At 32.6% G+C, this 26,712-nt stretch carries 24 protein-coding genes; 20 read left to right on the top strand and 4 right to left on the bottom strand.

All coding sequences use genetic code 11. The annotated features are described in order from the left end of the window. Positions 1–30 precede the first annotated feature (30 nt). The gene (locus N5B56_RS00335) at positions 31–1,317 is read right to left on the bottom strand and encodes an HlyC/CorC family transporter (RefSeq protein ID WP_243003014.1); all 1,287 of its coding nucleotides are present in this window, start codon (positions 1,315–1,317) and stop codon (positions 31–33) included. Between the two features lie 189 nt (positions 1,318–1,506). Here N5B56_RS00335 and N5B56_RS00330 point away from each other — a divergent pair, with 189 nt between their 5' ends. The 11 genes from N5B56_RS00330 (at position 1,507) to aspS (ending at position 16,283) form a co-directional block, all read left to right on the top strand. After that, positions 1,507–1,863, top strand: coding sequence for a TIGR04086 family membrane protein (locus N5B56_RS00330; RefSeq protein ID WP_117909222.1), 357 nt, complete (start codon positions 1,507–1,509; stop codon positions 1,861–1,863). Positions 1,864–1,984: 121 nt separating this feature from the next. Continuing rightward, positions 1,985–2,125, top strand: a complete 141-nt coding sequence (scfA, locus tag N5B56_RS00325) for a six-cysteine ranthipeptide SCIFF (protein WP_022088117.1) — start codon at positions 1,985–1,987, stop codon at positions 2,123–2,125. A gap of 115 nt (positions 2,126–2,240) precedes the next feature. Further along, the gene (scfB, locus tag N5B56_RS00320; RefSeq protein ID WP_117909224.1) at positions 2,241–3,599 is read left to right on the top strand and encodes a thioether cross-link-forming SCIFF peptide maturase; all 1,359 of its coding nucleotides are present in this window, start codon (positions 2,241–2,243) and stop codon (positions 3,597–3,599) included. A 17-nt stretch (positions 3,600–3,616) separates the two neighbouring features. Next, positions 3,617–5,902 (top strand): protein translocase subunit SecD, encoded by a 2,286-nt coding sequence (gene secD / locus N5B56_RS00315; RefSeq protein WP_243003015.1) that lies wholly within the window; start codon positions 3,617–3,619, stop codon positions 5,900–5,902. 369 nt (positions 5,903–6,271) lie between these two features. Continuing rightward, positions 6,272–8,026, top strand: coding sequence for a single-stranded-DNA-specific exonuclease RecJ (recJ, locus tag N5B56_RS00310; RefSeq protein WP_260978044.1), 1,755 nt, complete (start codon positions 6,272–6,274; stop codon positions 8,024–8,026). A 126-nt stretch (positions 8,027–8,152) separates the two neighbouring features. Next, positions 8,153–8,677 (top strand): adenine phosphoribosyltransferase, encoded by a 525-nt coding sequence (locus N5B56_RS00305; protein ID WP_022088158.1) that lies wholly within the window; start codon positions 8,153–8,155, stop codon positions 8,675–8,677. Between the two features lie 93 nt (positions 8,678–8,770). Then, entirely contained in the window at positions 8,771–11,053 is a 2,283-nt protein-coding gene (locus N5B56_RS00300; protein ID WP_199522671.1) for a RelA/SpoT family protein, read from the top strand. A gap of 24 nt (positions 11,054–11,077) precedes the next feature. Then, entirely contained in the window at positions 11,078–11,701 is a 624-nt protein-coding gene (locus tag N5B56_RS00295) for an MBL fold metallo-hydrolase (protein ID WP_022088156.1), read from the top strand. Next, positions 11,698–13,137 (top strand): coproporphyrinogen dehydrogenase HemZ, encoded by a 1,440-nt coding sequence (gene hemZ, locus N5B56_RS00290; protein WP_117909231.1) that lies wholly within the window; start codon positions 11,698–11,700, stop codon positions 13,135–13,137. Before N5B56_RS00295 ends, hemZ begins: the two co-directional genes overlap by 4 nt. 75 nt (positions 13,138–13,212) lie before the next feature. After that, positions 13,213–14,472 carry a histidine--tRNA ligase gene (gene hisS / locus N5B56_RS00285; protein WP_022088154.1) on the top strand — a complete coding sequence of 420 codons (1,260 nt, stop codon included), beginning with the start codon at positions 13,213–13,215 and terminating at the stop codon, positions 14,470–14,472. Positions 14,473–14,492: 20 nt separating this feature from the next. Next, entirely contained in the window at positions 14,493–16,283 is a 1,791-nt protein-coding gene (gene aspS, locus N5B56_RS00280) for an aspartate--tRNA ligase (protein WP_022088153.1), read from the top strand. Between the two features lie 72 nt (positions 16,284–16,355). On the opposite strand, the gene N5B56_RS00275 is transcribed toward aspS, so the two are convergent. Together N5B56_RS00275 and N5B56_RS00270 are read right to left on the bottom strand one after the other, a co-directional pair. After that, on the bottom strand, positions 16,356–16,634 hold the full coding sequence (locus N5B56_RS00275; protein ID WP_117909233.1) for a DUF1294 domain-containing protein: 279 nt from the start codon (positions 16,632–16,634) through the stop codon (positions 16,356–16,358). 27 nt (positions 16,635–16,661) lie between these two features. Beyond that, positions 16,662–17,426 (bottom strand): hypothetical protein, encoded by a 765-nt coding sequence (locus N5B56_RS00270; protein ID WP_260978043.1) that lies wholly within the window; start codon positions 17,424–17,426, stop codon positions 16,662–16,664. 292 nt (positions 17,427–17,718) lie between these two features. Between N5B56_RS00270 and N5B56_RS00265 the strand changes: the two genes are divergently transcribed. The 5 genes from N5B56_RS00265 to N5B56_RS00245 all read left to right on the top strand — a co-directional run bounded on the left by N5B56_RS00265 (position 17,719) and on the right by N5B56_RS00245 (position 22,446). Further along, a complete protein-coding gene (locus tag N5B56_RS00265) occupies positions 17,719–18,696 on the top strand; it encodes a hypothetical protein (RefSeq protein WP_117909237.1) in 978 nt (325 codons plus the stop codon). Between the two features lie 251 nt (positions 18,697–18,947). Further along, complete coding sequence (locus N5B56_RS00260) at positions 18,948–20,189, top strand: serine hydroxymethyltransferase (protein ID WP_022088148.1); 1,242 nt, start codon at positions 18,948–18,950, stop codon at positions 20,187–20,189. Positions 20,190–20,302: 113 nt separating this feature from the next. After that, positions 20,303–21,721 (top strand): VanZ family protein, encoded by a 1,419-nt coding sequence (locus tag N5B56_RS00255; RefSeq protein ID WP_022088147.1) that lies wholly within the window; start codon positions 20,303–20,305, stop codon positions 21,719–21,721. Positions 21,722–21,758: 37 nt separating this feature from the next. Further along, positions 21,759–22,028: a hypothetical protein gene (locus N5B56_RS00250; protein WP_260978042.1), complete on the top strand. Its 270-nt coding sequence runs from the start codon at positions 21,759–21,761 to the stop codon at positions 22,026–22,028. Between the two features lie 25 nt (positions 22,029–22,053). Beyond that, a complete protein-coding gene (locus tag N5B56_RS00245; RefSeq protein ID WP_260978041.1) occupies positions 22,054–22,446 on the top strand; it encodes a putative ABC transporter permease in 393 nt (130 codons plus the stop codon). A gap of 176 nt (positions 22,447–22,622) precedes the next feature. Here the strand turns inward: N5B56_RS00245 and aroC are convergent, their stop codons facing one another. Further along, on the bottom strand, positions 22,623–23,723 hold the full coding sequence (gene aroC / locus N5B56_RS00240) for a chorismate synthase (RefSeq protein WP_260978040.1): 1,101 nt from the start codon (positions 23,721–23,723) through the stop codon (positions 22,623–22,625). A 261-nt stretch (positions 23,724–23,984) separates the two neighbouring features. Between aroC and N5B56_RS00235 the strand changes: the two genes are divergently transcribed. From N5B56_RS00235 to N5B56_RS00220, 4 genes are all read left to right on the top strand, one after another. Further along, on the top strand, positions 23,985–24,908 hold the full coding sequence (locus tag N5B56_RS00235) for an aldo/keto reductase (protein ID WP_260978039.1): 924 nt from the start codon (positions 23,985–23,987) through the stop codon (positions 24,906–24,908). Between the two features lie 18 nt (positions 24,909–24,926). After that, on the top strand, positions 24,927–26,063 hold the full coding sequence (tgt, locus tag N5B56_RS00230) for a tRNA guanosine(34) transglycosylase Tgt (RefSeq protein ID WP_022088602.1): 1,137 nt from the start codon (positions 24,927–24,929) through the stop codon (positions 26,061–26,063). A gap of 52 nt (positions 26,064–26,115) precedes the next feature. Further along, positions 26,116–26,391 (top strand): preprotein translocase subunit YajC, encoded by a 276-nt coding sequence (yajC, locus tag N5B56_RS00225; RefSeq protein WP_370751627.1) that lies wholly within the window; start codon positions 26,116–26,118, stop codon positions 26,389–26,391. Positions 26,392–26,493: 102 nt separating this feature from the next. Next, positions 26,494–26,712 (top strand): hypothetical protein (locus N5B56_RS00220; RefSeq protein WP_260978038.1); only part of this gene is annotated, 219 nt, incomplete at its 3' end.

Here is a 26,712-nt window from a genome sequence, read left to right as displayed (position 1 = left end):
AATGCCGGGAGATTAAATCCCGGCACTTTTTTATTGCTCCTGTTCATCAGGGTTATCTTTCTTTATAGGATGTATTGTAATTCGAACAGAGTCGATACGTTTATCATCCATTTTTTCTACTTTTAATGTGCAGTTACCAATAGTAACACTGTCGCCAATATCAGGAAGACGCTCAAGGTTTTCGATTATGAGCCCGCCAATTGACTCGTAATGCTCAGAATCAATATCTAACCCTAACTGATCGTTTAAATCATCAAGGTTGATAGAACCTTCAACGATATATTGATTTTCATTTATTTTTCTAATGACACGTTTTTCGTCTTCATCAAATTCGTCTCGTATTTCACCAACAATCTCTTCGATAATATCTTCAAGTGTAATCAACCCTTCAGCTAAACCATATTCATCAAGGACAATACATAGACTTGTGTCATTATCACGCATTTCAATAAGAAGATTGTTAAGTTCTTTTTGTGCGTAAGTATAATAAGGCTCACGCATTAATTCTTCAAGTTTGAAATTATCTTTTGTGACATGATTAATAATCATATCTTTGATATTTATAACACCTATTATGTTGTCAGTGCTGTCTTTATAAACAGGAATTCGTGTAAATTTATCACGTTTAACTAAATCTAACAATTCATCGTAAGTTGTAGTAGTACTTATCATTGATATGTCAACCTTTGGAACCATGATGTCTTTAGCTCTTGCGTCACCAAAATCAAACACATTGTTAATCATGTCTAATTCTTCGGACTCGATGATTCCTTCTTCCTGACTTACATCCATAATTGTTCTTAATTCATCTTCTGTAAAATGAGAAGATTTTGATGACGTATCAACACGTAATATCATTAAAATTAATTTTGAAAAATTATCAATTATAAAAATGATAGGAGTTAAAACAAACATAAGAATTGAAATAACTCTTGCGTATGAAAGTGCTACATTTTCTGAATGAATACCGGCAACTGTCTTTGGAATTATTTCACCAAAAATCAATACAACAAAAGTAAGAACGAACGTGCCGATACTTACATATATATTTCCAAATACATTTTGTACAAATAAAGTGGAAATAGCAGAGGCACCTATATTTACTATGTTGTTTCCTATTAAAACGGTGCTAAGCATTTTTGACTGATGCTTTATTACTTTATCAAGGATAAGGGCACGTTTATTGCCATCATCAACTAACATACGAATACGCATCTTATTAACTGTTGTTAAAGCCGTTTCTGCAGATGAAAAAAATGCAGATAGTAAAATTAAAACTAATAATACACATAGCATAGCTATGTCACTGGGTCCCACAATATCACTCCTTAATTAAATAAATATTTATGTACATAATTCTATGCGTACATTTAAGATATTGTACAAAATACTAAACTTGATGTCAAGAATGGCACATATTTTCCTTTTTAAATAAAAATGTATTCCAAATAGTCATATTTTATAAATAATGAAATAGAATTGTAAAAAGCAAAATTGGAAAAAGGAATGAAAGAAACAGTTTTATCAATAATTAAGGTGATTTTTGCACAATTAGTACTTACGGCAGTTGTTATATTGCTGGCTTCGTTTATTACATATAAATTAAAAGTAAGTGATTTTGGGTACAAAGTAATAGTAATGGTAGTATATGGGATAGTTACATTTATTGGTGGGATGATTATAGGAAAAGTAAAAAACAAAAGGAAGTTTTTATGGGGAGCGCTGACAGGTGGAATTTATATAGGAATGATAATGATTGTGGCATTTGCAATAGCACATAATGGAGAGTCTAGTGTGGTGAAAATGGTACCAGCTTTAATAACTTCATTAGCAGGTGGAATGCTTGGAGGAATGGCAGGGTGATGTAGGAAAAACAATATGAAAAAACGTTTTAACTGTATAGTAAAAAATAGTTTGAAAAAATATATTCATGTGTTATAATATTTTTTGAATTGTACAAAAATAAATAAACTGGAGGAATATCATGAAACATATTAAGACATTAACATCAAAAACATTAAAGGAAACAATGAAAAAAGGTGGATGTGGCGAATGTCAGACATCATGTCAGTCAGCATGCAAGACTAGCTGTACAGTAGGAAATCAGACTTGCGAAAATAAATAATTTTATAATGAAGTATGTCTATAACAGAGCCGACGTTTGTCGACTCTGTTATAGTGCGTTATTGCATAAACTTTAAAAATTATGACATACCATTAAATGGAGAGGAGAAAATACAGTGATTCACCAGTATAAAAGTAATGGTTATAATATCGTATTAGATGTAGAAAGTGGAGCAGTTCATGTTGTGGACGACATTACATACGATGTTATTTCATTATATGAGGAGAATTCTGCTGATGAAATAATTTCTAAATTAAAATCATCATATAATGAGGATGAAATAAGAGAATGTATTTCAGAAGTAAAGGAACTCGTTGAAGATGGACAGCTGTTTACTGAAGATATTTACGAACCATTTGTGGAGAAATTTAAAGAAAAGAGACAGACAGTTGTAAAGGCATTATGCCTTCACATAGCCCATGATTGCAACCTTGCATGTAAGTATTGTTTTGCAGAAGAAGGTGAATATCATGGAAGAAGAGCATTAATGAGTTTTGAAGTCGGAAAGAAAGCTTTGGATTTCTTAGTTGCTAATTCAGGTAACAGAGTTAATCTTGAAGTTGACTTTTTTGGCGGAGAGCCATTGATGAACTGGGATGTAGTTAAGCAGTTAGTTGCGTATGGTCGCTCGTTAGAAGAACCAAATAACAAAAAATTTAGATTTACTCTTACAACAAACGGAGTTCTGTTAAACGATGAGGTAATGGAATTCGTAAATAAAGAAATGTCTAATGTTGTATTAAGTCTTGACGGAAGAAAAGAAGTAAACGATAGAATGCGTCCGTTTAGAACAGGAAAAGGCAGTTATGATTTGATAGTGCCTAAATTTCAGAAACTAGCAGAAAGCAGAAATCAGACAAATTACTATATCAGAGGAACATTTACAAGAAATAATTTAGATTTTTCAGAAGATGTTAAGCATTTTGCTGATTTAGGATTTAAGCAGATGTCAATAGAACCTGTAGTCGGACCGGAAGAAGACCCATACTCGATTAGAGAACAGGATCTTCCACAGATTATGGAGGAATATGACAAGTTAGCCCTTGAATATATTGATCGATACAAGAAAGGAAATGGATTTAATTTCTTCCACTTTATGATTGATTTGACACAGGGACCTTGTGTTTATAAGAGATTGTCAGGATGTGGTTCGGGAACAGAATATCTGGCAGTAACGCCATGGGGTGATTTCTATCCATGTCACCAATTTGTTGGAAATGAAGATTTCCTTATGGGAAATGTAGATGAAGGAATTACAAAACCTGAACTTGTAAAGGAATTTGGCAATTGCAATGTATATTCTAAAGAAAAATGCAAGAATTGTTTTGCTAAGTTTTATTGCAGTGGTGGTTGTGCAGCTAATTCTTACAATTTCCATGGCACAATTAATGATGCATATGACATTGGATGTGAAATGCAAAGAAAAAGAGTGGAATGCTCTATAATGATAAAAGCAGCGTTAGCTGATGAATAAGAAAGAGGTTTTATAAAATGAAGAAAATGAACAAGACAAGAGGAATCGTTTATGCCATCTTATCTCTTGTAATTATCGCGTGTCTTGGAGGCATTGTCTTATTTGGTCTTCCAAATTGGAAATGGCTCGGAGCTTACAAGGATAGTGGTAAAGCGGCAAACATCACACAGGGACTTGACCTCAAAGGTGGTGTAAGTGTTACATATCAGGTATCTGATGACAATCCAAAGTGGGATGCAACAGATTTATCTGATACAGTTTATAAGATGCAGCAGAGAGTTAACCAGTTTAGTACTGAAGCTACAGCATACAAAGAAGGGGATGACAGAATTACTGTTGATATCCCTGGTGCAAATGATGCTGATGAAGTAGTTGAACGTTTAGGTAAACCGGGTTCATTATATTTCTGTACAAAGAGTTCTACAGATTTAACAGAAGAACAGTTAGCAGAAACAGATGAAAACGGAAATAAGAAGTATGTTCAGCTTACTGATGGAAATTATGCAGGATACTATCAGATTTGGTTAACAGGTGATGACATTGCAGATGCTCAGGGACAGCAGTCATCTGACAGCAAAACTAAAAAATCTGAAGCAGTAGTTTCATTAACATTTACAGATGCCGGATCAACAAAGTTCTATAACATGACATCACAGTATGTTGGTCAGCCTACATACATTATTTATGATAATGAAGTAATCAGTAACCCAACTGTTCAGTCAGCAATCAGTGGTGGACAGGCACAGATTGATGGTATGGCAGATATGGATGAAGCTAATAATCTTGCTTCAAATATCAGAATTGGTACTTTGAATTTATCATTGGATGAAATCAGCCACAAAGTTGTGAGCGCTCAGCTTGGTTCTGATGCATTAAGCAAGTCAATTAAGGCTGGTATCATTGGATTTATAATAATTATTTTATTCTTATTATTAGTTTACAGAATTGCCGGTGTTGCAGCTAGTTTAGCATTGGTAGTTTTCGTTGAGTTAGAAATGCTTACATTAAATGCATTTGACTTGACATTATCATTACCTGGTATTGCAGGTATTATTCTTGGTATTGGTATGGCAGTAGATGCTAACGTTATTATTAATGCCAGAATCAGAGAAGAAATTGCAGCAGGAAAGACAGTTAAGAGTGCAATTACAATTGGTTTCGATAAAGCTAAATCAGCTATTGTAGATGGAAATATTACAACACTTATCGCAGCTTTAGTTCTTTTATGGAGAGGTTCAGGTACAGTACAGGGATTTGCTCAGACTTTAGCTATCAGTATTGTATTCCAGTTATTTACATCATTATTTGTATCTAAGTGGTTTGTATGGATTCTTTACTATTTAGGATTCCAAGGCGAAAAGTTCTACGGAAAAGAAAAGACAAGAAAGGCAATTCATTTCTTAAAGAAGAGAGTTGTATTCTTTGCACTTTCAATAATTGTAATCATTGGTGGATTCGCAACAATGATTGGATACTCAGCAGCCGGAAAAGACCCATTCTTCTTAAGCGTTGAATTTAAGGGTGGTAGCTCAGTAACAGTTGACTTTGATAAAGAATATACAATGGATCAGTTTAATGATGAAATTAAACCTGCACTTGTAGATACATTAGGAACATCTGATATTCAGGGACAGAAAGAAACTGGTTCAAATAAATTCGTTATTAAGACAAAGAAACTTGAAGGCGATGAATTTGATGCATTTGAAAAATTATTAATTGAAAAATTTGGTGCCGTAGACAGCAAGGATAATTTCCAGAACACTATGATTTCTGCAACAGTAAGTAAAGAAATGAGAAGTGATGCTGTATGGGCAACAATCATTGCTACAATTTGTATGTTAATTTACATTTGGATTAGATTTAAGGATATCAAGTTTGCTTCAGCAGCTGTAATTGCATTAATTCATGACGTACTTGTTGTTATTGGATTCTATGCAGTATCAAGAGTAGCAGTAGGAACAACATTTATTGCATGTCTTCTTACAATTGTAGGTTACTCTATTAATGCTACAATTGTTATTTTCGATAGAATTAGAGAAAATAAGGCATCAATGAAGCGTGGAGATGACTTAGAAGAATTAGTTGACTTAAGTATCACACAGACACTTACAAGAACAATTTACTCAAACGTAACAACATTTATCATGGTATTTATGATATTTATCATGGGTGTTACATCAATCAAAGAGTTTACATTACCATTAATGGTAGGTTTAGTATGTGGTGCTTACTCATCAGTATGTATAACAGGTGCTGTTTGGTTTGTTCTTACTAAGAAATTTGGAAAGAAAAAAGCTAACTAAAAAACACATAAAATATACTTTATAATAAAATGAACGGGGCTGTAAAAGGTGCCGTTCATTTTGTGTTATGCACAATGAGCCAAATACTTTCAGTTTTTGCTTGCAAAGAAAAATGAAAGTATTTGGCGAATGTATAATCACTGAGAAGAAGCGAAGCGGATTCGAAGTGTTATACACGGCGAAGCCATGTGCATAACACAAATAGAGAGGGTATAGAACTGGCGAATGTATAATCACTGAGAAGAAGCGAAGCGAATTCGAAGTGTTATACACGGCGAAGCCATGTGCATAACACAAATAGAGAGGGTATAGAACTGGCGAATGTATAATCACTGAGAAGAAGCGAAATTTTAAACCTGAGGTTCAAATATGGAAAAATGGATTGTATTTGCAAAAAAAGCAGATTTTAATCAAATTGCAAAAAAATATAATATTAGTCCAATGTTGGCAAGAATTATAAGAAATAAGGATATAATAGAAGACAAAGATATTAAAGAGTATTTATATGGCGATATAAATGAACTCAATTCTCCATGGCTGCTAAAAGATATGGAAAAGGCTGTTGAAATAATAAAAATTAAGATAAGCCAGCAAAATAAAATAAGAATAATATGCGATTATGACATTGATGGTATTTGCTCAGGATATATTTTACTTGATTCATTAGAAAAACTGGGGGCAAATGTCGATATTGTTGTACCACATAGAATTGAAGACGGATATGGAATTAACAAAGATTTAATAAAAAAAGCGTATGATGATGGAGTAGATACAATTTTAACTTGTGATAATGGAATTGCAGCATATGAGCAGGTTGAATATGCAAAATCACTTGGAATGACCATAGTTATAACAGACCATCATGAAGTACCGTTTGAAGAGAAAGACGGCACTAAGGAATATATTGTTCCAAATGCAGACGCAGTTGTTAATCCAAAACAGGCAGATTGTGAATATCCATTTAAAGAAATTTGTGGAGCGACAGTGGCTTATAAGCTGATTACAGCAATTATAAATTCAATGGGCAGGGAAATGAGTTCAACAAATTATTTGCTTGAATATGTTGCAATAGCAACTATTGGAGATGTGGTTGAATTGCAGAATGAAAATAGAATAATTGTAAAATATGGTCTGGATTTACTTAGAAAATCAAAAAATATAGGATTAAATGCACTTATAGATGCTTGTAAATTAAATAAAAATATAATTGATTCGTACCATATAGGATTTGTAATCGGACCGTGTTTAAATGCAAGTGGACGACTTGATACAGCACGAAAGGCAGTTGCTTTGTTAAGAGAAAAAAATCAGGATAAAGCAAAAGACATAGCCACAGAATTGGTTGAATTAAATGACGAAAGAAAAAAATTAACTGAAGTGGGAACAAAGAAAGCTATAGAACAGGCTGAAAATTATAAAGAAGATAAAGTACTTGTTATTTATTTGAAAGACTGTCATGAAAGTATAGCAGGAATAATAGCAGGAAGAATTAGGGAAAAATATAATAAGCCATGTTTCGTGCTTACTAAAACGGCGACTGAGGTTAAAGGCTCAGGTCGTTCGATAGAAGAATATGATATGTATAAGGAACTAAGTAGGATAAAGGAATTGTTTACGAAATTTGGTGGTCATAAATTGGCTGCCGGACTTTCTTTACCACTGGAAAATGTTGATATATTAAGAGAAAAGTTAAATCAACTTACAACTCTTACGGATGACGATTTGTGTTCAAAAGTATGGATTGATATGCAACTACCAATTCCTTATATAACTAAAGAATTTGTAAACGAATTAGAAAAGTTAAAGCCTTTTGGAAAAGGAAACGAAAAGCCGTGTTTTGCTGAAAAAAATCTTAAAGTGAAAAATTTGAAAATCTTAGGCAAAGAAGGGAATGTTATAAAACTAAGTTTAAGGGATGAAAATAATTATGAAATCCCGGGAATAATATTCTCAAGAACAAGTGAATTTATGGAATTTGTAACAAATAAATTTGGAAATGAAGAGGTTAAAAAGGCTTTGCGTGGAATGGATAATAATATAACAATAATGGCTGTATTTTATCCAAACATAAATGAATACAATGGAAATACACAATTACAACTTGTTATAAACAGATTTAGTTAAAAATATAAGTTTTTAATTGTTATAATTGAGAAAAATATCAAAATAAGGCATAATATAGGGAATGAGAGTATTGAAAAAAATGAAAAATAGAAATAAAATTAGTTATCATAATATTGGAGGATAAATATGCGTAAAGTAGAAGATTACATAAGAAGTATACCGGATTTTCCTGAACCGGGAATTATTTTTAGAGATATTACAACAGTAATGCAGGATTCTGATGGATTTAAGCTTGCAATAGATTCAATGGAAGATACAATTAAGGATTTAGATTTTGATGTGATTGCTGGATTAGAGTCAAGAGGATTTATGTTTGGAACACCTATAGCATATAATATGGGAAAACCATTTGTGCCAATTAGAAAAAAGGGAAAACTTCCATGTGAAACAATTAGTGAAGAGTATAGTCTTGAATATGGAACAGCTGAAATAGAAATTCATACTGACGCAATTAAAAAAGGACAGAAGGTCGTTATTGTTGATGATCTTATTGCAACAGGAGGAACTGTAGAAGCTGCAATAAAGTTAATTGAAAGATTAGGTGGAGAAGTTGTAGCGTGTGTATTCCTTACAGAATTAGTGGATCTTAAAGGTAGAGACGTGTTAGAAGGATATAGAGTAGAATCTATAGTTAAATTTGATGGAAAATAAATAGATATTTACGAAAGATGATCAAGTTGTCACACAATTATGATTATTACATCCTTTGCTATAGTAAAATTTGTATGAAGAGAGGGAAAATATATGAGCGACGACATAAAGATGAATGAATTAAAAATTGAAAATCATGGTGTGATTCCCAAAGAAGAAGAACATACAACGCCTGAGAAACTTTACGAAAGACTAGTTGAAAAAATAAAAAAATATCATCCTTCAGCAGGTGATTTGAAAATAATTGAAAAAGCATATAATATGGCTAGAGAAGCTCATAAAGAGCAGAAAAGAAAATCAGGTGAACCTTATATTATTCACCCTCTTTGTACTGCAATTATATTAGCAGATTTAGAGCTTGATAAAGAATCAATAGTTGCAGGTTTGTTACACGATGTTATGGAAGATACAAGTGTTACAAAAGAGCAGATTACTAAGGAATTTAGTGAAGAAGTAGCAGATCTTGTTGATGGTGTTACAAAGATTACAAAATTAGACTATGATGTTGATAAGGTTGAAGAACAGGCAGAAAATTTACGTAAGATGTTTCTTGCTATGGCAAAAGATATCAGGGTAATTTTGATAAAATTAGCAGACAGACTTCATAATATGAGAACATTACAGTATATGAAGCCTGAAAAACAAAAAGAAAAATCAAGAGAAACTATGGATATTTATTCTCCAATAGCGGATAGACTTGGTATTTCTAAAATTAAAATTGAACTTGATGACCTGGCTTTAAGATATTTGGAACCGGAAAAATATCGTGAGATAGTTGATGGCGTACATGAAAGACTTGAGCATAGAGAAGATTTTATGAATGATTTGATTGCCCAGGTTAAAACATATATTGAAAAAGCAGGAATTAAGGCAACAATCGGTGGAAGAGTAAAGCATTATTTTAGTATTTATAAAAAGATGGTAAACCAGCAAAAAACACTTGATCAGATTTACGATGTATTTGCGGTACGAATTATTGTTGACACAGTAATGGAATGTTATGGTGCATTAGGTGTAATTCATGAAAAGTATACTCCTGTACCGGGAAGATTTAAGGATTATATTGCCATGCCAAAGCCGAATATGTATCAGTCATTACATACAACGCTTATCGGACCAAATGGACAGCCTTTTGAAATACAGATTCGTACTTATGACATGCATAGAACTGCTGAATATGGTATCGCAGCACACTGGAAATATAAAGAAAATATTACAGGTGAATATAATGAAGAACAGAAAATCAGCTGGTTAAGACAGATCCTTGAATGGCAGAGAGATTTGTCTGATAACAGAGAATTCTTAAGCCTCTTAAAAGATGATTTAAATATGTTTTCTGACAGCGTTTACTGTTTTACACCTAACGGCGATGTTAAAAATCTTCCGGCAGGCTCAACACCTATAGACTTTGCTTACAGCATTCATAGTGCAGTAGGTAATAAGATGGTAGGGGCAAGAGCAAATGGAAAAATGGTAAACATTGATTATAAGATTCAAAATGGTGACCGTGTAGAAATTGTTACATCTAATAACTCAACAGGCCCAAGTATGGATTGGTTGAAAATTGTAAAAAGTACACAGGCTAAGAACAAAATTAATCAATGGTTTAAGCAACAGAATAAAGAAGAAAATATTATTAAAGGTAAAGATTTAATAGATAAATACTGTAAAGCAAAAGCAATTGTTTTATCAGATATTATGAAACCTGAATTTACTGATAAGGTTCGTTTGAAATACGGATTTAAGGACTGGGATTCAGTAGTTGCATCTGTAGGCCATGGTGGATTAAAAGAAGGACAGATTGTAAATAAACTTCTTGATGAATATAACAAAGTTCATAAGACGATTGTAAGCGATAAAGATGTATTAGATTCAGTTGATGACAATAAGAACAATGGAATCAGAAAAACTACTTCAAAGAGTGGAGTTATTGTTGAAGGAATGAATGATGTGGCTGCAAGATTTTCTAAATGTTGTAGTCCGGTTCCGGGTGACGAAATTGTTGGATTTGTTACGAGAGGTCGAGGATTATCGATTCATAGAACAGATTGTACGAACATCATTAATTTGCCTGATATAGAAAGAGGCAGATTGATTGAAGCGAGCTGGGCTGAAGATGAAACAAAACAGACAGGAAAATATAATTCTGAAATTACTATTTATGCTAATAACAGAATTGGTATTTTAGCAGATTTATCAAAAGTATTTACTGAAAGAAAAATTGATGTTTTAAGCATAAACAGTAGAACAAGCAAGTCAGGAGTTGCTACAATATCAATGACTTTCCAGATTCAGGGAACAGATGAATTAAGAGAACTTATTGCAAAAATAAGAACAATTGACAGCATCATTGATATTGAAAGAACTACAGGCTGATGTAATAAAAATGGGAGAAGTTAAATGGCAGAGTTAGAAATAAAATGTTTGACAGTTAGCAGTTGCTATACAAATTGTTATGTATGCTGCAACAAGGATACAAAAGAAGGATTCATTGTGGACCCGGGTGATGATTTTGTTAAAATAACAAATTATATTAATTCAATGGATATGAAAGTGGTTGCAATCATCCTTACACATGGTCATTTTGACCATATCGGAGCAGTAGACAAGCTTAAAGAAAGATATGATTTAACAGTATATGCTTCTGAGGCAGAAAAGGACACAATAACAGATACTACAAAAAATCTTACAAGTTATTTCGGAGAACCATTTACAGTTACTCCAGATGTTTATTTAAAAGATGGACAGGAAATTGAAATAGCAGGAATTTTGATGAATATGATATTAACACCCGGTCATACAGAGGGAAGCTGCTGTTATTATTTGCCAAATCATGGCTTGTTATTTAGCGGAGATACATTATTTCAGGCAAGCCGTGGAAGAACGGATTTTCCGGGTGGAAGTGATAGCCAGATTATTAATTCCATTAAAACAAAATTATTAGTACTTCCTGACGAAACTGTTGTTTTACCGGGACATATGGATAGTACAAAAATTGAATTTGAAAAAGGATTTTACAGATGATAGATATACAGATTATGCCTGAACAGTTTGCATATGATGTGCAGTCATTAGTTAAAGCCTTTTATTCAGAACATGATTTTAAAGTAAACCAGGTTGTAGATAATTCTTATAGGATTGTTAAGGTTTATTTTGAAAATGAAATAAGATTTGAACTATATGATAATGATAAAAAGCTTTTTGAAGGATATGAAAAATGCGACTTTTCAAATAGAAAAGAGACAAAGAATATTCTTAAAAAGCTTTTATATCGTGGAATGCAAATTGATACAGGAAAAGAATTGCCGTGGGGAGATTTGACGGGAATCAGACCTGCAAAAATACCGGCGCTTCTTTATGAAGAAGGAAAAAAAGAAGAAGAAATCAGAAGATATATGAAAGAAACGTATATGATTTCTGATGAAAAATTAGATTTGGCAATGTATATTGCAAAAAGAGAACATGAAATTTTAAAGGATATAAATTATAAACAGGGTTATAGCCTTTATATTGGTATTCCATTTTGCCCAACAACATGTCTTTATTGCTCGTTTACATCATATTCTGTTTCATTTTACAAAGATAAAACAGATACATATGTTGATGCATTGATAAAAGAAATAGAATATGTAGGAAGCAGATTAAAAGACAGGGAACTTAATAGTGTTTATATTGGTGGGGGAACACCCACAACACTAGAGCCTTATCAGCTTGATAAATTAATTACAGCATTAAAAGATAATTTTGATTTTTCAACTGTTAAGGAGTTTACGGTTGAAGCGGGACGACCTGATAGTATTACATCAGATAAACTAGATATGTTAAAAAAACATAATGTATCAAGAATATCAATTAACCCACAAACAATGAATCAGGAAACTTTAGATATAATTGGAAGAAGACATACTGTAGAGCAGGTTATTAAAGCCTTTAATCTTGCAAGAAAAAAAGGCTTTGACAATATAAATATGGACTTTATAATAGGACTTCCTAATGAGACGGTAGATATGGTTAGACATTCAATGGAGGAGACGAAAAAACTTAATCCGGAAAGTCTTACAGTACATTCATTAGCAGTAAAAAGAGCAGCCAGACTTAATACTGAAAAAGAAAAATATCAGGATTATACTTATGAAAATAATTCTAAATTAATGAATATTACAATGGATTACTCAAAAGAAATGAATATGAAACCGTATTATTTATATAGACAAAAGAATATGGCTGGAAATCAGGAAAATGTCGGATATTCAGTTTATGGCAAAGAATGCCTGTATAATATTTTGATGATGGGAGACAGACAGGATGTTTTTGCACTTGGAGCGGGCGGCACAACGAAAATTATGTCAGAAGACAGATTAAGTGCAAAAAGAATAGATAATGTAAAGAATGTAGACCAATATATTGATAGAATTGATGAAATGATTGCTAGAAAAAAAGAATACTTTGACAAATTATAAATAAAAGGTTGAGTATTTCACAAAAAGAGTGTAAAATTTTATAGTTAAATCAGTGTTAAATAGAGGAGAAATAAGATGGCCTTAAGTAAAAAACCGGTTACCGGAATGAAAGAAATTCTTCCGGAGGAAATGAAGATAAGAAACTACGTAATGGACGTAATTAAAGAAACATATAGTGCTTTTGGATTTACTCAGATAGAAACACCTTGTGTTGAAAATATTGCTAACTTAAGTAACAAGCAGGGTGGAGAAAATGAAAAGCTGATTTTTAAGATTTTAAAAAGAGGAGAAAAATTAAATCTTGAAACAGCACAGACAGAAATGGATGTTGTTGATAATGGTTTGAGATATGATTTGACAGTACCTCTTGTTAGATTTTATTCAAATAATGCAAATAATCTTCCTTCACCATTTAAGGCACTACAGATGGGCAATGTATGGAGAGCTGACAGACCACAGAGAGGAAGATATCGTCAGTTTATGCAGTGCGATATTGATATATTAGGTGAACCAAGTAATCTTGCAGAAATCGAACTTATTCTTGCAACAACAACAACGCTTGGCAAACTTGGATTCAAGAATTTCCAGATTCGTATTAACGAAAGAAGAATCTTAAAGGCAATGGCTGCATATAGTGGATTCCCGGAAGAAAGTTATGATAGTGTATTTATCATTCTTGATAAGATGGATAAGATTGGACTTGAAGGTGTAAAAGAAGAACTTATTAAGTATGATTTTGATGAAGAATCAGTAGAAAAATACACAAATTTATTCAAAGAAATTGAAAACAAAGAAAATCCGGTTACTTATTTAGCAGAAAAATTAGACGGATTTATGGACGATGACGTAAAGCAGTGGATGGAAGAAATTATTGATAGTGTAAGAGCTACTAAAGCTTCAGAATTTGAAATAGTATTTGATCCAACATTGGTTAGAGGAATGTCATATTATACAGGAACAATATTTGAAATTGCAATCCCTGAATTTGGCGGAAGCTGCGGTGGCGGTGGACGTTACGATAAGATGGTTGGTAATTTTACAGGAAGAGATGTTCCTGCGTGTGGATTTTCTATTGGATTTGAAAGAATCGTTTTATTGTTAATGGAACAGGGATTTAAAGTTCCAACAGAGAATAAGAAGGTAGCTTATTTAATAGAAAAAGGTGTTAATGGTGAAAGATTATGTGAAGTAATCGCTAAAGCACAGGAAGAAAGAAAAACAGGAAATCAGGTTCTTGTTGCAAGAATGAATAAGAACAAAAAATTCCAGAAGAGTCAGTTAGAAGAACAGGGATATAATGAATTTAAAGAATTTTATAAAAATCCTTTAGCATAAAGAAAAATAGGAGGAGAGTCATGGCAGAATCAATGCAGGGACTTCATAGAAGTCACAGATGTACAGAAGTATCAAACAAAAATATTGGTGAAACAGTTACAGTTATGGGCTGGGTTCAGAAGAAAAGAAATTTAGGAAGTCTTATTTTCGTAGATTTAAGAGACCGTTCAGGTCTTCTTCAGCTTGTATTTGATGATAATGACAAAGAAGTATTTGAAAAAGCAGGAAAATTAAGAAACGAATTCGTAATTGCTGCTGTAGGAACTGTAAATAAGAGAGCAGGTTCAGTTAATGAATCTATGGAAACAGGTGATATTGAAATAAATGTTACAAGTTTAAGAATTTTATCTGAATCAGAGACACCCCCAATTCCGGTAGATGATGATGCAAATACAAAAGATGAATTAAGACTTAAATATAGATATCTTGATTTAAGAAAACCTCATTTACAGAAAAATCTTAAGTTAAGATCAGATGTAACAACATTTGTTAGAAAGTTTATGGCAAATGAAGGATTTCTTGAAATTGAGACACCTATTCTTAACAGAAGTACACCAGAAGGTGCGAGAGATTACTTAGTGCCTAGCCGTGTTCATCCGGGAACATTTTATGCACTTCCTCAGTCACCACAGGTATTAAAACAGCTTCTTATGTGTTCAGGATGTGATAGATATTTTCAGGTAGCAAAATGCTTTAGAGATGAAGATTTAAGAGCAGACAGGCAGCCTGAATTTACACAGCTTGATATGGAATTATCATTTGTTGATGTAGATGATATTTTAGATGTTAATGAAAGAATGCTTCAGGCATTATGGAAAGAAGTATTAGGAGTAGATGTTACATTGCCACTTCCAAGAATGACATGGCAGGAAGCAATGGACAGATACGGTTCAGATAAGCCTGATACACGTTTTGGAATGGAACTTATCAATGTTACTGACGTTGTTAAGGATTGCGGATTTGGTGTATTTTCAGGAGCAGTAGCAAATGGTGGAACTGTTCGTGGTTTAAATGCTAAAGGACAGGGTGAAATGGCAAGAAAGAAAATTGATGCCCTTGTTGAATTTGTAAAGACTTATGGCGCAAAAGGTCTTGCCTATATTGCAATGCATGAAGATGGAACAATTAAATCTTCATTTGCTAAATTTATGACAGAAGAAGAAATGAATAATCTTATTGCCGCTATGGGTGGAGAACCTGGAGATTTATTGTTATTTGCTGCAGATAAGAATAAAGTTGTATGGGATTCTCTTGGAGCATTAAGACTTGAACTTGCAAAACAGATGGATATAATTCCTGAAGGAAAATGGAACTTCTTATGGATTACAGAATTTCCACAGTTTGAATGGTCAGATGAACAGGGAAGATTCCTTGCAATGCATCATCCATTTACAATGCCTATGGAAGAAGATATTCAGTATTTGATTTCTGATCCGGGACGTGTTCGTGCGAAAGCTTATGATATTGTATTAAATGGTACAGAATTAGGTGGCGGTAGTGTGAGAATTCATCAGGCAGATGTACAGGCTAAGATGTTTGAAGCACTTGGATTTACACCTGAACAGGCAAATGAAAAATTTGGTTTCTTATTAACTGCATTTAAATACGGTGTACCTCCACACGCAGGACTTGCTTATGGATTAGACAGACTTGTAATGCATATGGCAGGAGAAGATAATATTCGTGAAGTTATCGCTTTCCCTAAAGTAAAAGATGCATCATGTCTTATGACAGATGCACCAAATGTAGTTGATGATGTTCAGTTACAGGAACTTCAGATTAAATTAGATTTGAAAGAAAAAGAACAGTAAGAATTAATGTTATAGTGTTTAATTATACTGATGTCTTTTGAATATTAATTTGAATTTTTATAAGAAAGTATATTAGAATTCAATTATTCCTAAAATATACAGAATGATAATAACATTTATAATAAAACAAACAGGCACTCCAATAATGAATTTGGGGTGCTTTGTTTTATGCCTGAAAAACTGCATTCCAAGAAATGCACCCACCGAGCCACCAATAAATGCAGAAAAAATTAAAGTGTTTTCACTTATTCTAAATTTATGCTTTATAGCCTTCTGTTTATCAATTCCATAAAGAATAAATGCTGAAATATTTATTATCAATAAATACAAAATAAGTAATTCATATTTCATAGGTACCTCACTTTCTGTAAATAAAAATTAATAGTTGCAGCGAAGCTTTCTGACTTCGTCTTGGAGTTTTCCGGTATAATCAGCTAATTCATTGTATTGATTAGTGATGCTAGTCTGAATTTCTTTTAAATTTTCAATTTCTGAATTTTTATCATCTAATATTTGGTTGAAATAAGCCTGTAATTTTTCTAATTCCTTATCAGTGTGCTTTGTTAGATTAGATGATGAATCAGGATTAGAAGAATTATACTGTTTAGATAATAAATTTACAATAGAATAATCTGAATTTACACTGTATATATCAAAATCCTGTGAAGAATAGAATACAAATAAATATAATAAAGAATCGGATGAAAATACATTAAAACCGGAAATTATTTTGTCTGATTTTAACAACGTAAAATCTTTGGCAAATGTTGTGTATCTGCTAACCCTTATGGAAAAATGACTGTCTTTTAAATTATGACTGCAATAAAAAATGTTCAGGCAATTATAAAATTGAATAAATTTGAAATTTGTATTTTCAATATTAGAACTTGTAACATTTCCTTCAATGATATAATCTTCACGTATATTAAGGTTATCCATTGAAGAAATAACGGTCTGATGATTAAGGGATATGTAATGAATGAGTTTTAAATCAGAACAAATATCAAAATCAGACTCTACATCAGTAAAAATAATTCCGTGATTTCGGATTCTTCCTGAATTAATTGAGTACATAGTAACTTTTTCATTTTCTAAATAAAATATAACCGGTTGTCCGGATTCTAATTGTGTAATTTTATACATACAAATACTCCTTTTAATATCTTTTAAATCACTATTGTGGGAGATGAAATAACTATAAGAAAGAGCATTTGTCACCGCCGGTTCAAATTGACAGATATATTTTGCTTAGGACTAAAAGTCCTAATAGCAAAATATATTTGGAAATTTAGAACTGCTGCGAGTGACAAGCAGCGCGAGCGTTCTTTCGATAACTATTTCATCTCCCACAATTATGTAATAAAATATATTCTTGAAAATGAACATTATGAATATTTTGGCATAAAATAAAGTAAACAAAATATGGAGATACAATATGTCAGAGTACAAGGTGATGGATTGCGATGAGTGCTGTAACTGTTGTAAAAGAGAGTGTGATGTTTGCATCAGACCATCTTGCGGGGAGCCGGAAGAATTATCTGTGTTTGCTCCTGTAATATATGATGAAGTAGGAATTAACCTCTGTAGAACGATAACTATTCCGCAGAATATTTTGACTCAATATCCTACAACAAGTTATGTTCAATTATTAGTTGCAAATATAAAAATATACTCAGGAAAAGGATTTTTAACAGGAGAAGAAGAAAATGTTGAATATACAGAAGAAGAACAGCAGGAGATGGGAAATCCACCTGTATTTTCAACTGTAACTACAATACCGGGAAGAGCAAATTGCTTAAGGGTAAAATTAACGGATTTAAGAGTTGTGTTTAATGTAAGATTATTTGACAGTTGCAAAAAATATCTTGCTACAGTACCACTAGAGGCTGTATATCTTCCAGCTGTAGGAACTACGAATTACGATCCTGATACAAATCCAAGGAGTGTAACAGTAGATATGTATGCACCGTATGGAGCATCCTCTGTTTATAATAATTATAATGAATATTTTATTAATTATGTAGGATTTAATATGTATTATAATACAGTGGAAAATGGAATTAATATGAATGCAGTTGCTAAAGTTATGGAGTTTGATCCGGCAACAGGTACAATGTCAGCAGGCATAACATTATATTTGAGAACTGTATACTATGAAGCATATAAATTTAATACAATTGGAAAAACTATACCACCTAAAATGAATACACATGAAGCTGAAAGTAATCCATGTCTAAAATTTGTAGAGGGTGATTTGCTACTTCAGAATGTTAAACCATTAGAATTAGAGCCACCTAAATGTGAAGGAAAAAAGAAGGCAGAATGTAAAGAAAGAAATGAAATAAATCAATGCATAAAAAAAATCCTAAATAATTGCTACAGCGAAAGCGAGGATGAAGAAGCAGGTCAGTAGCGTTCAATGGATTGTTTATTAAAATACCCATAGTTGAAAACTAATGGAACTGCTAAGACAAACCAAAATTTGATGTTAGTAATGAAACTGTGGGTATTTTTGTAATTAAAAATAAATAAACAGGAAAGATAACTATTAACATTAAACTTTACATTTGTTAGTTAAAAAATAACAAATTTTTAAAAATAGTTTTAAATTTGGCTTTAATGTGATAAAGTGTTAGTAGTTTGACAAATTTAGGAGGTAAGATTATGTTTACATTTGAAGAAGTACAGAAAGTTGATCCGGAAGTTGCAGCAGCTATTGCTCAGGAAAATGACAGACAGCAGAGCCATTTGGAGCTTATTGCATCTGAAAATATTGTTAGTAAAGCAGTTATGGCAGCAATGGGTAGTCAGCTTACAAATAAATACGCAGAAGGATACCCGGGAAAAAGATATTATGGTGGATGCGAGTATGTTGATATCGTAGAAACACTTGCAATTGAAAGAGCAAAGAAGTTATTTGGATGTACATATGCTAATGTTCAGCCACATTCAGGAGCACAGGCTAACTTTGCAGTATTCTTTGCACTTGTAAAACCGGGCGATACAGTAATGGGAATGAGTCTTGATGCAGGCGGACATTTAACACATGGAAGTAAGGTTAATGTATCAGGAACATATTTTAATATTGTTCCTTACGGTGTAAATGACGAAGGCTACATAGATTATGATGAAGTATTAAAGATTGCTAAGGAAGCAAAGCCAAAGCTTATTGTTGCAGGTGCAAGTGCTTACCCAAGAGCAATTGATTTTAAGAAATTTAGAGAAATTGCAGATGAAGTAGGTGCATATTTAATGGTAGATATGGCACACATCGCAGGTCTAGTTGCAGGTGGACAACATATGAGCCCAATTCCATATGCTCATGTAACAACAACTACAACTCATAAGACACTTCGTGGACCAAGAGGTGGATTAATTTTATCAAGTGAAGAATTTGCTACAGAACATAAATTAAATAAGGCAATTTTCCCAGGAATTCAGGGTGGCCCTTTAATGCATGTAATAGCAGGTAAGGCAGTATGTTTCAAGGAAGCATTAGACCCATCATTTAAAGAATATGCTAAGAACATTGTTGATAATGCATCAGCTTTAGCTAATGGTTTAACAAGCAGAGGATTTGACCTTGTTTCAGGTGGTACAGATAATCATTTAATGCTTGTTGATTTAAGAAGCAAGAATATTACAGGTAAGGAATTTGAAATCGCATTAGATGCTGCAAATATTACATGTAACAAGAATGCAATACCAAATGACCCACAGAAACCTGGTATTACAAGTGGTGTACGTATTGGAACACCTGCAATTACAACAAGAGGCTTAGATACTTCAGATATGGATTTAGTTGCACAGGCAATGACATTAATTGCAGATGATGCTAATGCAAATCAGGAAAAAGCAAAAGAAATTGTTAAAGGACTTACAGATAAGTATCCTTTATATAAATAATTTTTGCTTATAAATATTTAAGATTTATTAATAAATGTATTTTTATAATAAGTCTATGGTAGAATGATGCCATAGACTTATTTTTTTAGGAAAATGTATGGAGGTAACAAAAAATGAGAGTGATTGATTTAATATCAAAGGCAAAAGAATATCTGGTTGCAGGGATTGTTATAGTTGCCATATTAGCAATTATTATAGCTGTTGGTTATTTTATAGTGTATAAGAAGATTTTAAATGGCAAAAAGCAAATAAATAAGAATAGTGTAATATGGTTAATTATATTTGGAGTTTATTTAGCTGTTGTGTTGATGGCAACTATGCTTGATAGAATTTCAACAATGGGATTCAGAAAAAATATAATTCCATTATTTTATTCTTATAAATCAGCATGGAATAATTTCTCGGCTATTGAATGGAGAAACATTATTCTAAACATTTGTATGTTTATTCCATTTGGTCTTTTGCTTCCGTTTGGAATTAAAAAGGCAAAATACTGGTGGGTTACATATGTCTGTGGGTTAATTTTTACAGTCTTAATTGAAAGTGTGCAGCTTATTACAGGAAGAGGCGTATTTGAATGTGACGATGTGTTCAACAATTTGTTAGGAGCAATGATTGGATATGGTTTTTATGTTTTAATAGCTTATATTTATGCATGCAATAAAGGAAATAAGAGTGGAATTAAAAAAGTAATATTTAGTTTTGTTCCTTTATTTGGCACGATTATAATGTTTGGTACAATATTTGGAATATATAATTCACAGGAATTTGGAAATTTGAACCTAAATTATATTACAAAAGCAAATGTAAAAAATGTATCGACAAATGAAAAGTTAAGCAATGAAAAAGCAACATATCCTGTTTATATGGTTGAAGGTACAAATAAAGAAAAATCGAAACAATTTGCCAAAGAATTTTTGGAAAATGTTGGAGACAAATTGGATGATTCTTTGACAGATTTGTATGACGAAACAGCTATTTATCATGGAGAAATAGGTAATGTATCTGTTGAATATATAGATGGTACATATACATATACGGATTTCAGTATATATTTTGATGATGAAGAAGAGGATGGAACGACAAAAACTGACTCGCAGGTAACGGAAGATAAACTTAGAGAAATGTTAAAAGATTATGGTGTTTATATTCCGGCAGGTTGTACATTTGAAAATAAAGGTGACGGAATATATTCTCTTAGTGCAGATAAAATTATTGAAGATGAAATTATGTATAATGGAACAATTGAAGCAACTTGCTATCAGGGAGATAAGATAGGAGATATAAATTATAATATAGTTAAATGTAAGAAGTTAAAAGATGTGAAATGTATTTCATTAAGGGATGCTTATGATATGATTAAAGAAGGAAAGTTTAATTATTATTCAAATGAAGAACTTGATGTTAAAGTAAAAAATGTGGGTGTAGATTATTTTACTGACACAAAAGGATATTATCAGCCGGTATATGTTTTTAATGTTGATATGAATGGTGAAGAAACCCAGATAGATATACCTGCACTTAAGAAGTAATGAATGTAATAAAACTTTATGAAGAGGTGACAAACATATGAAATCAAAATCAGAAAAGAGTATTGACCTATATTATATGTTGTTAAAGCGTGGATATCCGGAAGAATTTTGTGACCAAATCACAAAAAACTTAAACACTGATTGGACAGCACAGCGTATGATAGGTTATCTGTCGCATTATGATAAACTTCCACTTGAGGAGATAGTTGATGAAATGCTGGCAATTCTTAGTGATAGAAATAGAATTATGAAGAAGCATGATTTGGAAGAGTCTAATGCAAGATGGAATGATTATCTGAATAGATAGAGTATTATTTGCCAATACTACAAACATGATGATTAAAAATTTTTTTAAATGTGGAATAGCAGGTTGGTGTATGGAGGTTGTATGGACGTCCATAATGGGAATAAAGAATCATGACAGAAAAATGATGGGAAAGACCTCGATATGGATGTTTCCTATATATGGACTAGGGACGGTTATAAAACCATTAAGTAGTAAACTTAGAAAATTTAATATGATATTTAGGGGATTTATTTATATGGCTGGAATTTACTTCGTGGAATTTATTTCGGGAACGATATTACAACGAAAGAACTGCTGCCCATGGAATTATAGCAAATGTAAATATAACATAAAGGGAGTTGTGCGCCTAGATTATGCACCTTTGTGGTTTATGACAGGGCTTCTTTTAGAAAAAGTGGTAAATAAACAGGAAAAATAATAAAATCAAAAAATAAATGGGCAGATAGGATGAAACCTTGATGCCCATTTATTTACTAAAAAAAATTAATATAAACAATTATTTCGTTTAATTTTATAAGACTTATTAAATAAAATTTATCAAAATAAATTTGTATAAAAAACTAATTTTTATATTATAAAAGATATTAAAATAATTTATTTCTTAAAGAAATCTATAATGTCATCCATTTTAGAAGTAATTGACATAAATAACATATCTACTAATGTAAGAGCAACCATTGATTCTACAACAACTACGGCTCTAGGAACAATTATTGGGTCGTGTCTTCCGTGAATGCTGATTTCTATTTCTTCGTTTGATTTATTAACTGTACTCTGAGTTTTAGCAATAGAAGGAGTAGGCTTGACTGCAGCTCTTAAAACAATATCTGAGCCATCGCTTATTCCACCAAGTATTCCTCCGGCATGATTTGTGGATTTGACAATTCTATCATTTTCTATTTTGAAGTTATCATTGTTTTCTGAACCGCAAGCAGAGGCAACGGCAAATCCATCTCCGATTTCAACACCTTTAACAGCTCCGATAGACATGACAGCCTTTGCTAAATTTGCATCAAGTTTTTCAAATACAGGTTCACCAACTCCGGCAGGCATATTTTTAACAACGCATTCAATAATGCCACCAACGGAATCAGTATCAGCAATTTTTTCTTTTAATAGTTCCTGAGCTTTAGCAGAAGCTTCTTTGTCAGGCATATATAAAGTGTCTTTTAAAATATTATCTTTATCAAGTTTGTTATAATCTATTTCTACATTACCAATTGATTTAGAGTAGGTAGTAATAGATATGCCAAGCTGGTTTAAAATTTTTGAAGCAATGGCACCTGCTGCAACTCGTCCGATAGTTTCGCGTCCTGAAGAGCGTCCGCCACCACGATAATCCCTAAAACCAAATTTTTCGTCAAATGTATAATCGGCATGTCCCGGACGATAATAATTTGCAATTTCGCTGTAATCTTTTGAACGTTGTTCTTTGTTACGCACAATCATTGAAATAGGTGTTCCTGTAGTTTTCCCTTCAAATACACCTGAAAGAATCTCTACAAGGTCGCCTTCATTTCGCTGAGTAGTGAAAGCAGACTGACCTGGTTTTCTTCTGTCTAAAAATACCTGAATATCTTCTTCGCATAAAGAAAGACCGGCAGGACAACCGTCAACTACAACACCTAAAGCTTTTCCGTGGGATTCTCCCCATGTGCTTATTTTTAATGTATTACCATATGTTGAACCAAACATAATGAGCCTCCTAATTGTAATCAGAAGTGTTTAACAAATAAATTTGTGTAAACTTTTGAGTAAAATTCATAATATATCTTCTGTAAATTTGCTTGTATTAGTATAACAAGATATTACAGATGAATCAAATATAAAGTGAGATTTAGAAACGAATATAGTTTTAAAAAAATAGAACCTCCTTGAATTAACTACCAAAATCCATTATTATATAAAGGATTGGACTAATGAAATTTGGTAATAATTTAGAGAGGTATAAATCGAATGAAACAGATAAAATTAGGAAAGACAAATATATCAGTACCGGCAATCGTTTTAGGTTGTATGAGATTAGGAGCACTTGATTTAAAAACAGCAGAAAAATTTATCAATACAGCTTTGGAACTTGGTATTAATCATATTGACCATGCAGATATTTATGGTGGCGGTAGTTGTGAAGAGTTATTCGGAAAGGCAGCAAAACTTAACATTTCAACAAATAGAGAAAAATTCTTTATTCAGTCCAAATGTGGTATTGTTCCGGGTGTTATGTATGATTTTTCAAAGGAACACATCATTAATTCAGTAGACGGAATACTTAAGAGACTTGGAACAGATTATTTGGATGCATTATTACTTCACAGACCGGATGCATTAATGGAACCTGAGGTTGTAGCTGATGCATTTGATACATTAGAAAAGAGTGGAAAGGTAAGAAATTTTGGCGTTTCAAATATGAATCCTATGCAGATTCAGTTGCTTCAAAAATATGTTAAGCAACCGATTTGTGCAAATCAGCTTCAATTAAGTATTACAAATTCAAATATGATTAGTCAGGGTCTTGAAGTAAACATGTCATCTGATGGGGCTGTAAATAGAGATGGAGCAGTTCTTGATTTTTGCAGATTAAACGATATAACAATTCAGACTTGGTCTCCGTTCCAGTATGGATTTTTTGGAGGTGTGTTTATTGGAAATGATAAATTCCCTGAACTTAACAAAGTTATTGATGAATTGGCACAAAAATATAATGTGACTCCTACAACAATTGTGACAGCGTGGATATTAAGACATCCGGCTAATATGCAGATGATTGCAGGAACAACAAATCTCGAAAGATTAAAACAGATTGCACAAGCATCTGATATTGAAATTTCAAGAGAAGAATGGTATAAATTATATTTGTCTGCCGGACACATATTACCATAAAGAAGGAAAGAAAATTTTATGTATAAAATATTGAAAACTGATGGTTTGGCTAAGCGTGGAGAATTCGAAACAGTTCACGGTACAATCCAGACACCGGTATTTATGAATGTAGGAACTGCTGCAGCAATTAAGGGAGCAGTAGGAACAGAAGATTTACAACAGATAAAGACTCAGGTCGAATTGTCAAATACATATCATTTGCATGTACGACCGGGAGACCACATTGTAAAACAACTTGGAGGTCTTCATAAGTTTATGAATTGGGATAAGCCTATTCTTACGGATTCAGGTGGATTTCAGGTATTTTCGCTTGCAGGACTTAGAAAGATAAAAGAAGAGGGCGTATATTTTCAGTCTCATGTAGATGGAAGAAAGATTTTTATGGGACCTGAAGAAAGTATGCAGATTCAGTCAAATTTAGCTTCAACAATTGCTATGGCGTTTGATGAATGTCCTTCAAGTGTTGCATCAAGAGAATATATTCAGGCATCTGTAAATAGAACAACAAGATGGCTTGAGAGATGTAAGAATGAAATGAACAGATTAAATAGTCTTGAAGATACAATTAATAAAAATCAGATGCTGTTTGGTATTAATCAGGGTGGAATATATGATGATATTCGTATTGAACATGCAAAAGCGATAACTGAAATGGATTTAGACGGATATGCAGTAGGTGGACTTGCAGTAGGTGAAAGTCATGAAGAAATGTATAGAATCCTTGAATCAGTGGTACCTTATTTACCACAGAATAAACCAACTTATCTTATGGGAGTTGGAACACCTGCTAATATTTTAGAAGCAGTTGATAGAGGTGTTGATTTCTTCGACTGTGTATATCCTACAAGAAATGGACGCCATGGACATTTGTATACTAATAAGGGCAAGATTAACTTATTTAATGCAAAATATGAGACAGATGACAGACCAATTGAAGAAGGATGTCAGTGTCCTGCATGTAAACATCATAGCCGTGCATACATCAGACATTTGCTTAAAGCAAAAGAAATGCTAGGTATGAGATTATGTGTGTTGCATAATTTGTATTTTTATAATACAATGATGGAAGAAATTCGAGCTGCCATAGAAGCAGGAAATTATAGTGAATATAAAGCAAAGAAATTAGAAGGCTTTAAAGAAAACGACAAGCGTTAGGAGGATTAAAATGACAGATATGTTATTAGCTTCATCATCAACAGGTGGTGCAATGGGAACAGTTATGATGATTGTTTGGTGTGTGGTAATCTTTGGATTTATGTATTTCGCAATGATTCGTCCACAGAAAAAACAGGAAAAGAGACAGGATGAAATTAGAGAAAGTGTAGCTGTTGGAGACAGTATTCTTACAACAAGTGGATTTTACGGAATGGTTATTGATGTTCAGGACGATATGGTTATCGTAGAATTTGGTAATAACAAAAACTGCAGAATCCCAATGCAGAAAACTGCAATTGTTGATGTTGAAAAAGCAGACGCAGAATAATTAAGATTAAGATTTAGAGAGAAGTTCGAAAAGAATTTCTCTCTTTTGTTATACACAATGAGCCAAGCACTTTCTGCTTTTTGCTTGCAAAAAAAGCAGAAAGTGTTTGGCGAATGTATAATCACCGAAAAGAAGCAAAGCGGATTTGAGGTGGTTATAAATGGCGGAGCCATGTGTATAACAAAACTCAAGCATCAGAAAGTGTTTGGCGAATGTATAATCACCGAAAAGAAGCGAAGCGGATTTGAGGTGGTTATAAATGGCGGAGCCATGTGTATAACAAAACTCAAGCATCAGAAAGTGTTTGGCGAATGTATAATC

Origin of the sequence: Eubacterium album (genome assembly GCF_025336545.1) — a bacterium.
GTDB lineage: Bacteria > Bacillota > Clostridia > Lachnospirales > Lachnospiraceae > Eubacterium_U > Eubacterium_U album.
Note: the sequence above shows the minus strand (reverse complement) of the source record. Positions and strands in the feature narration are given on the sequence as shown.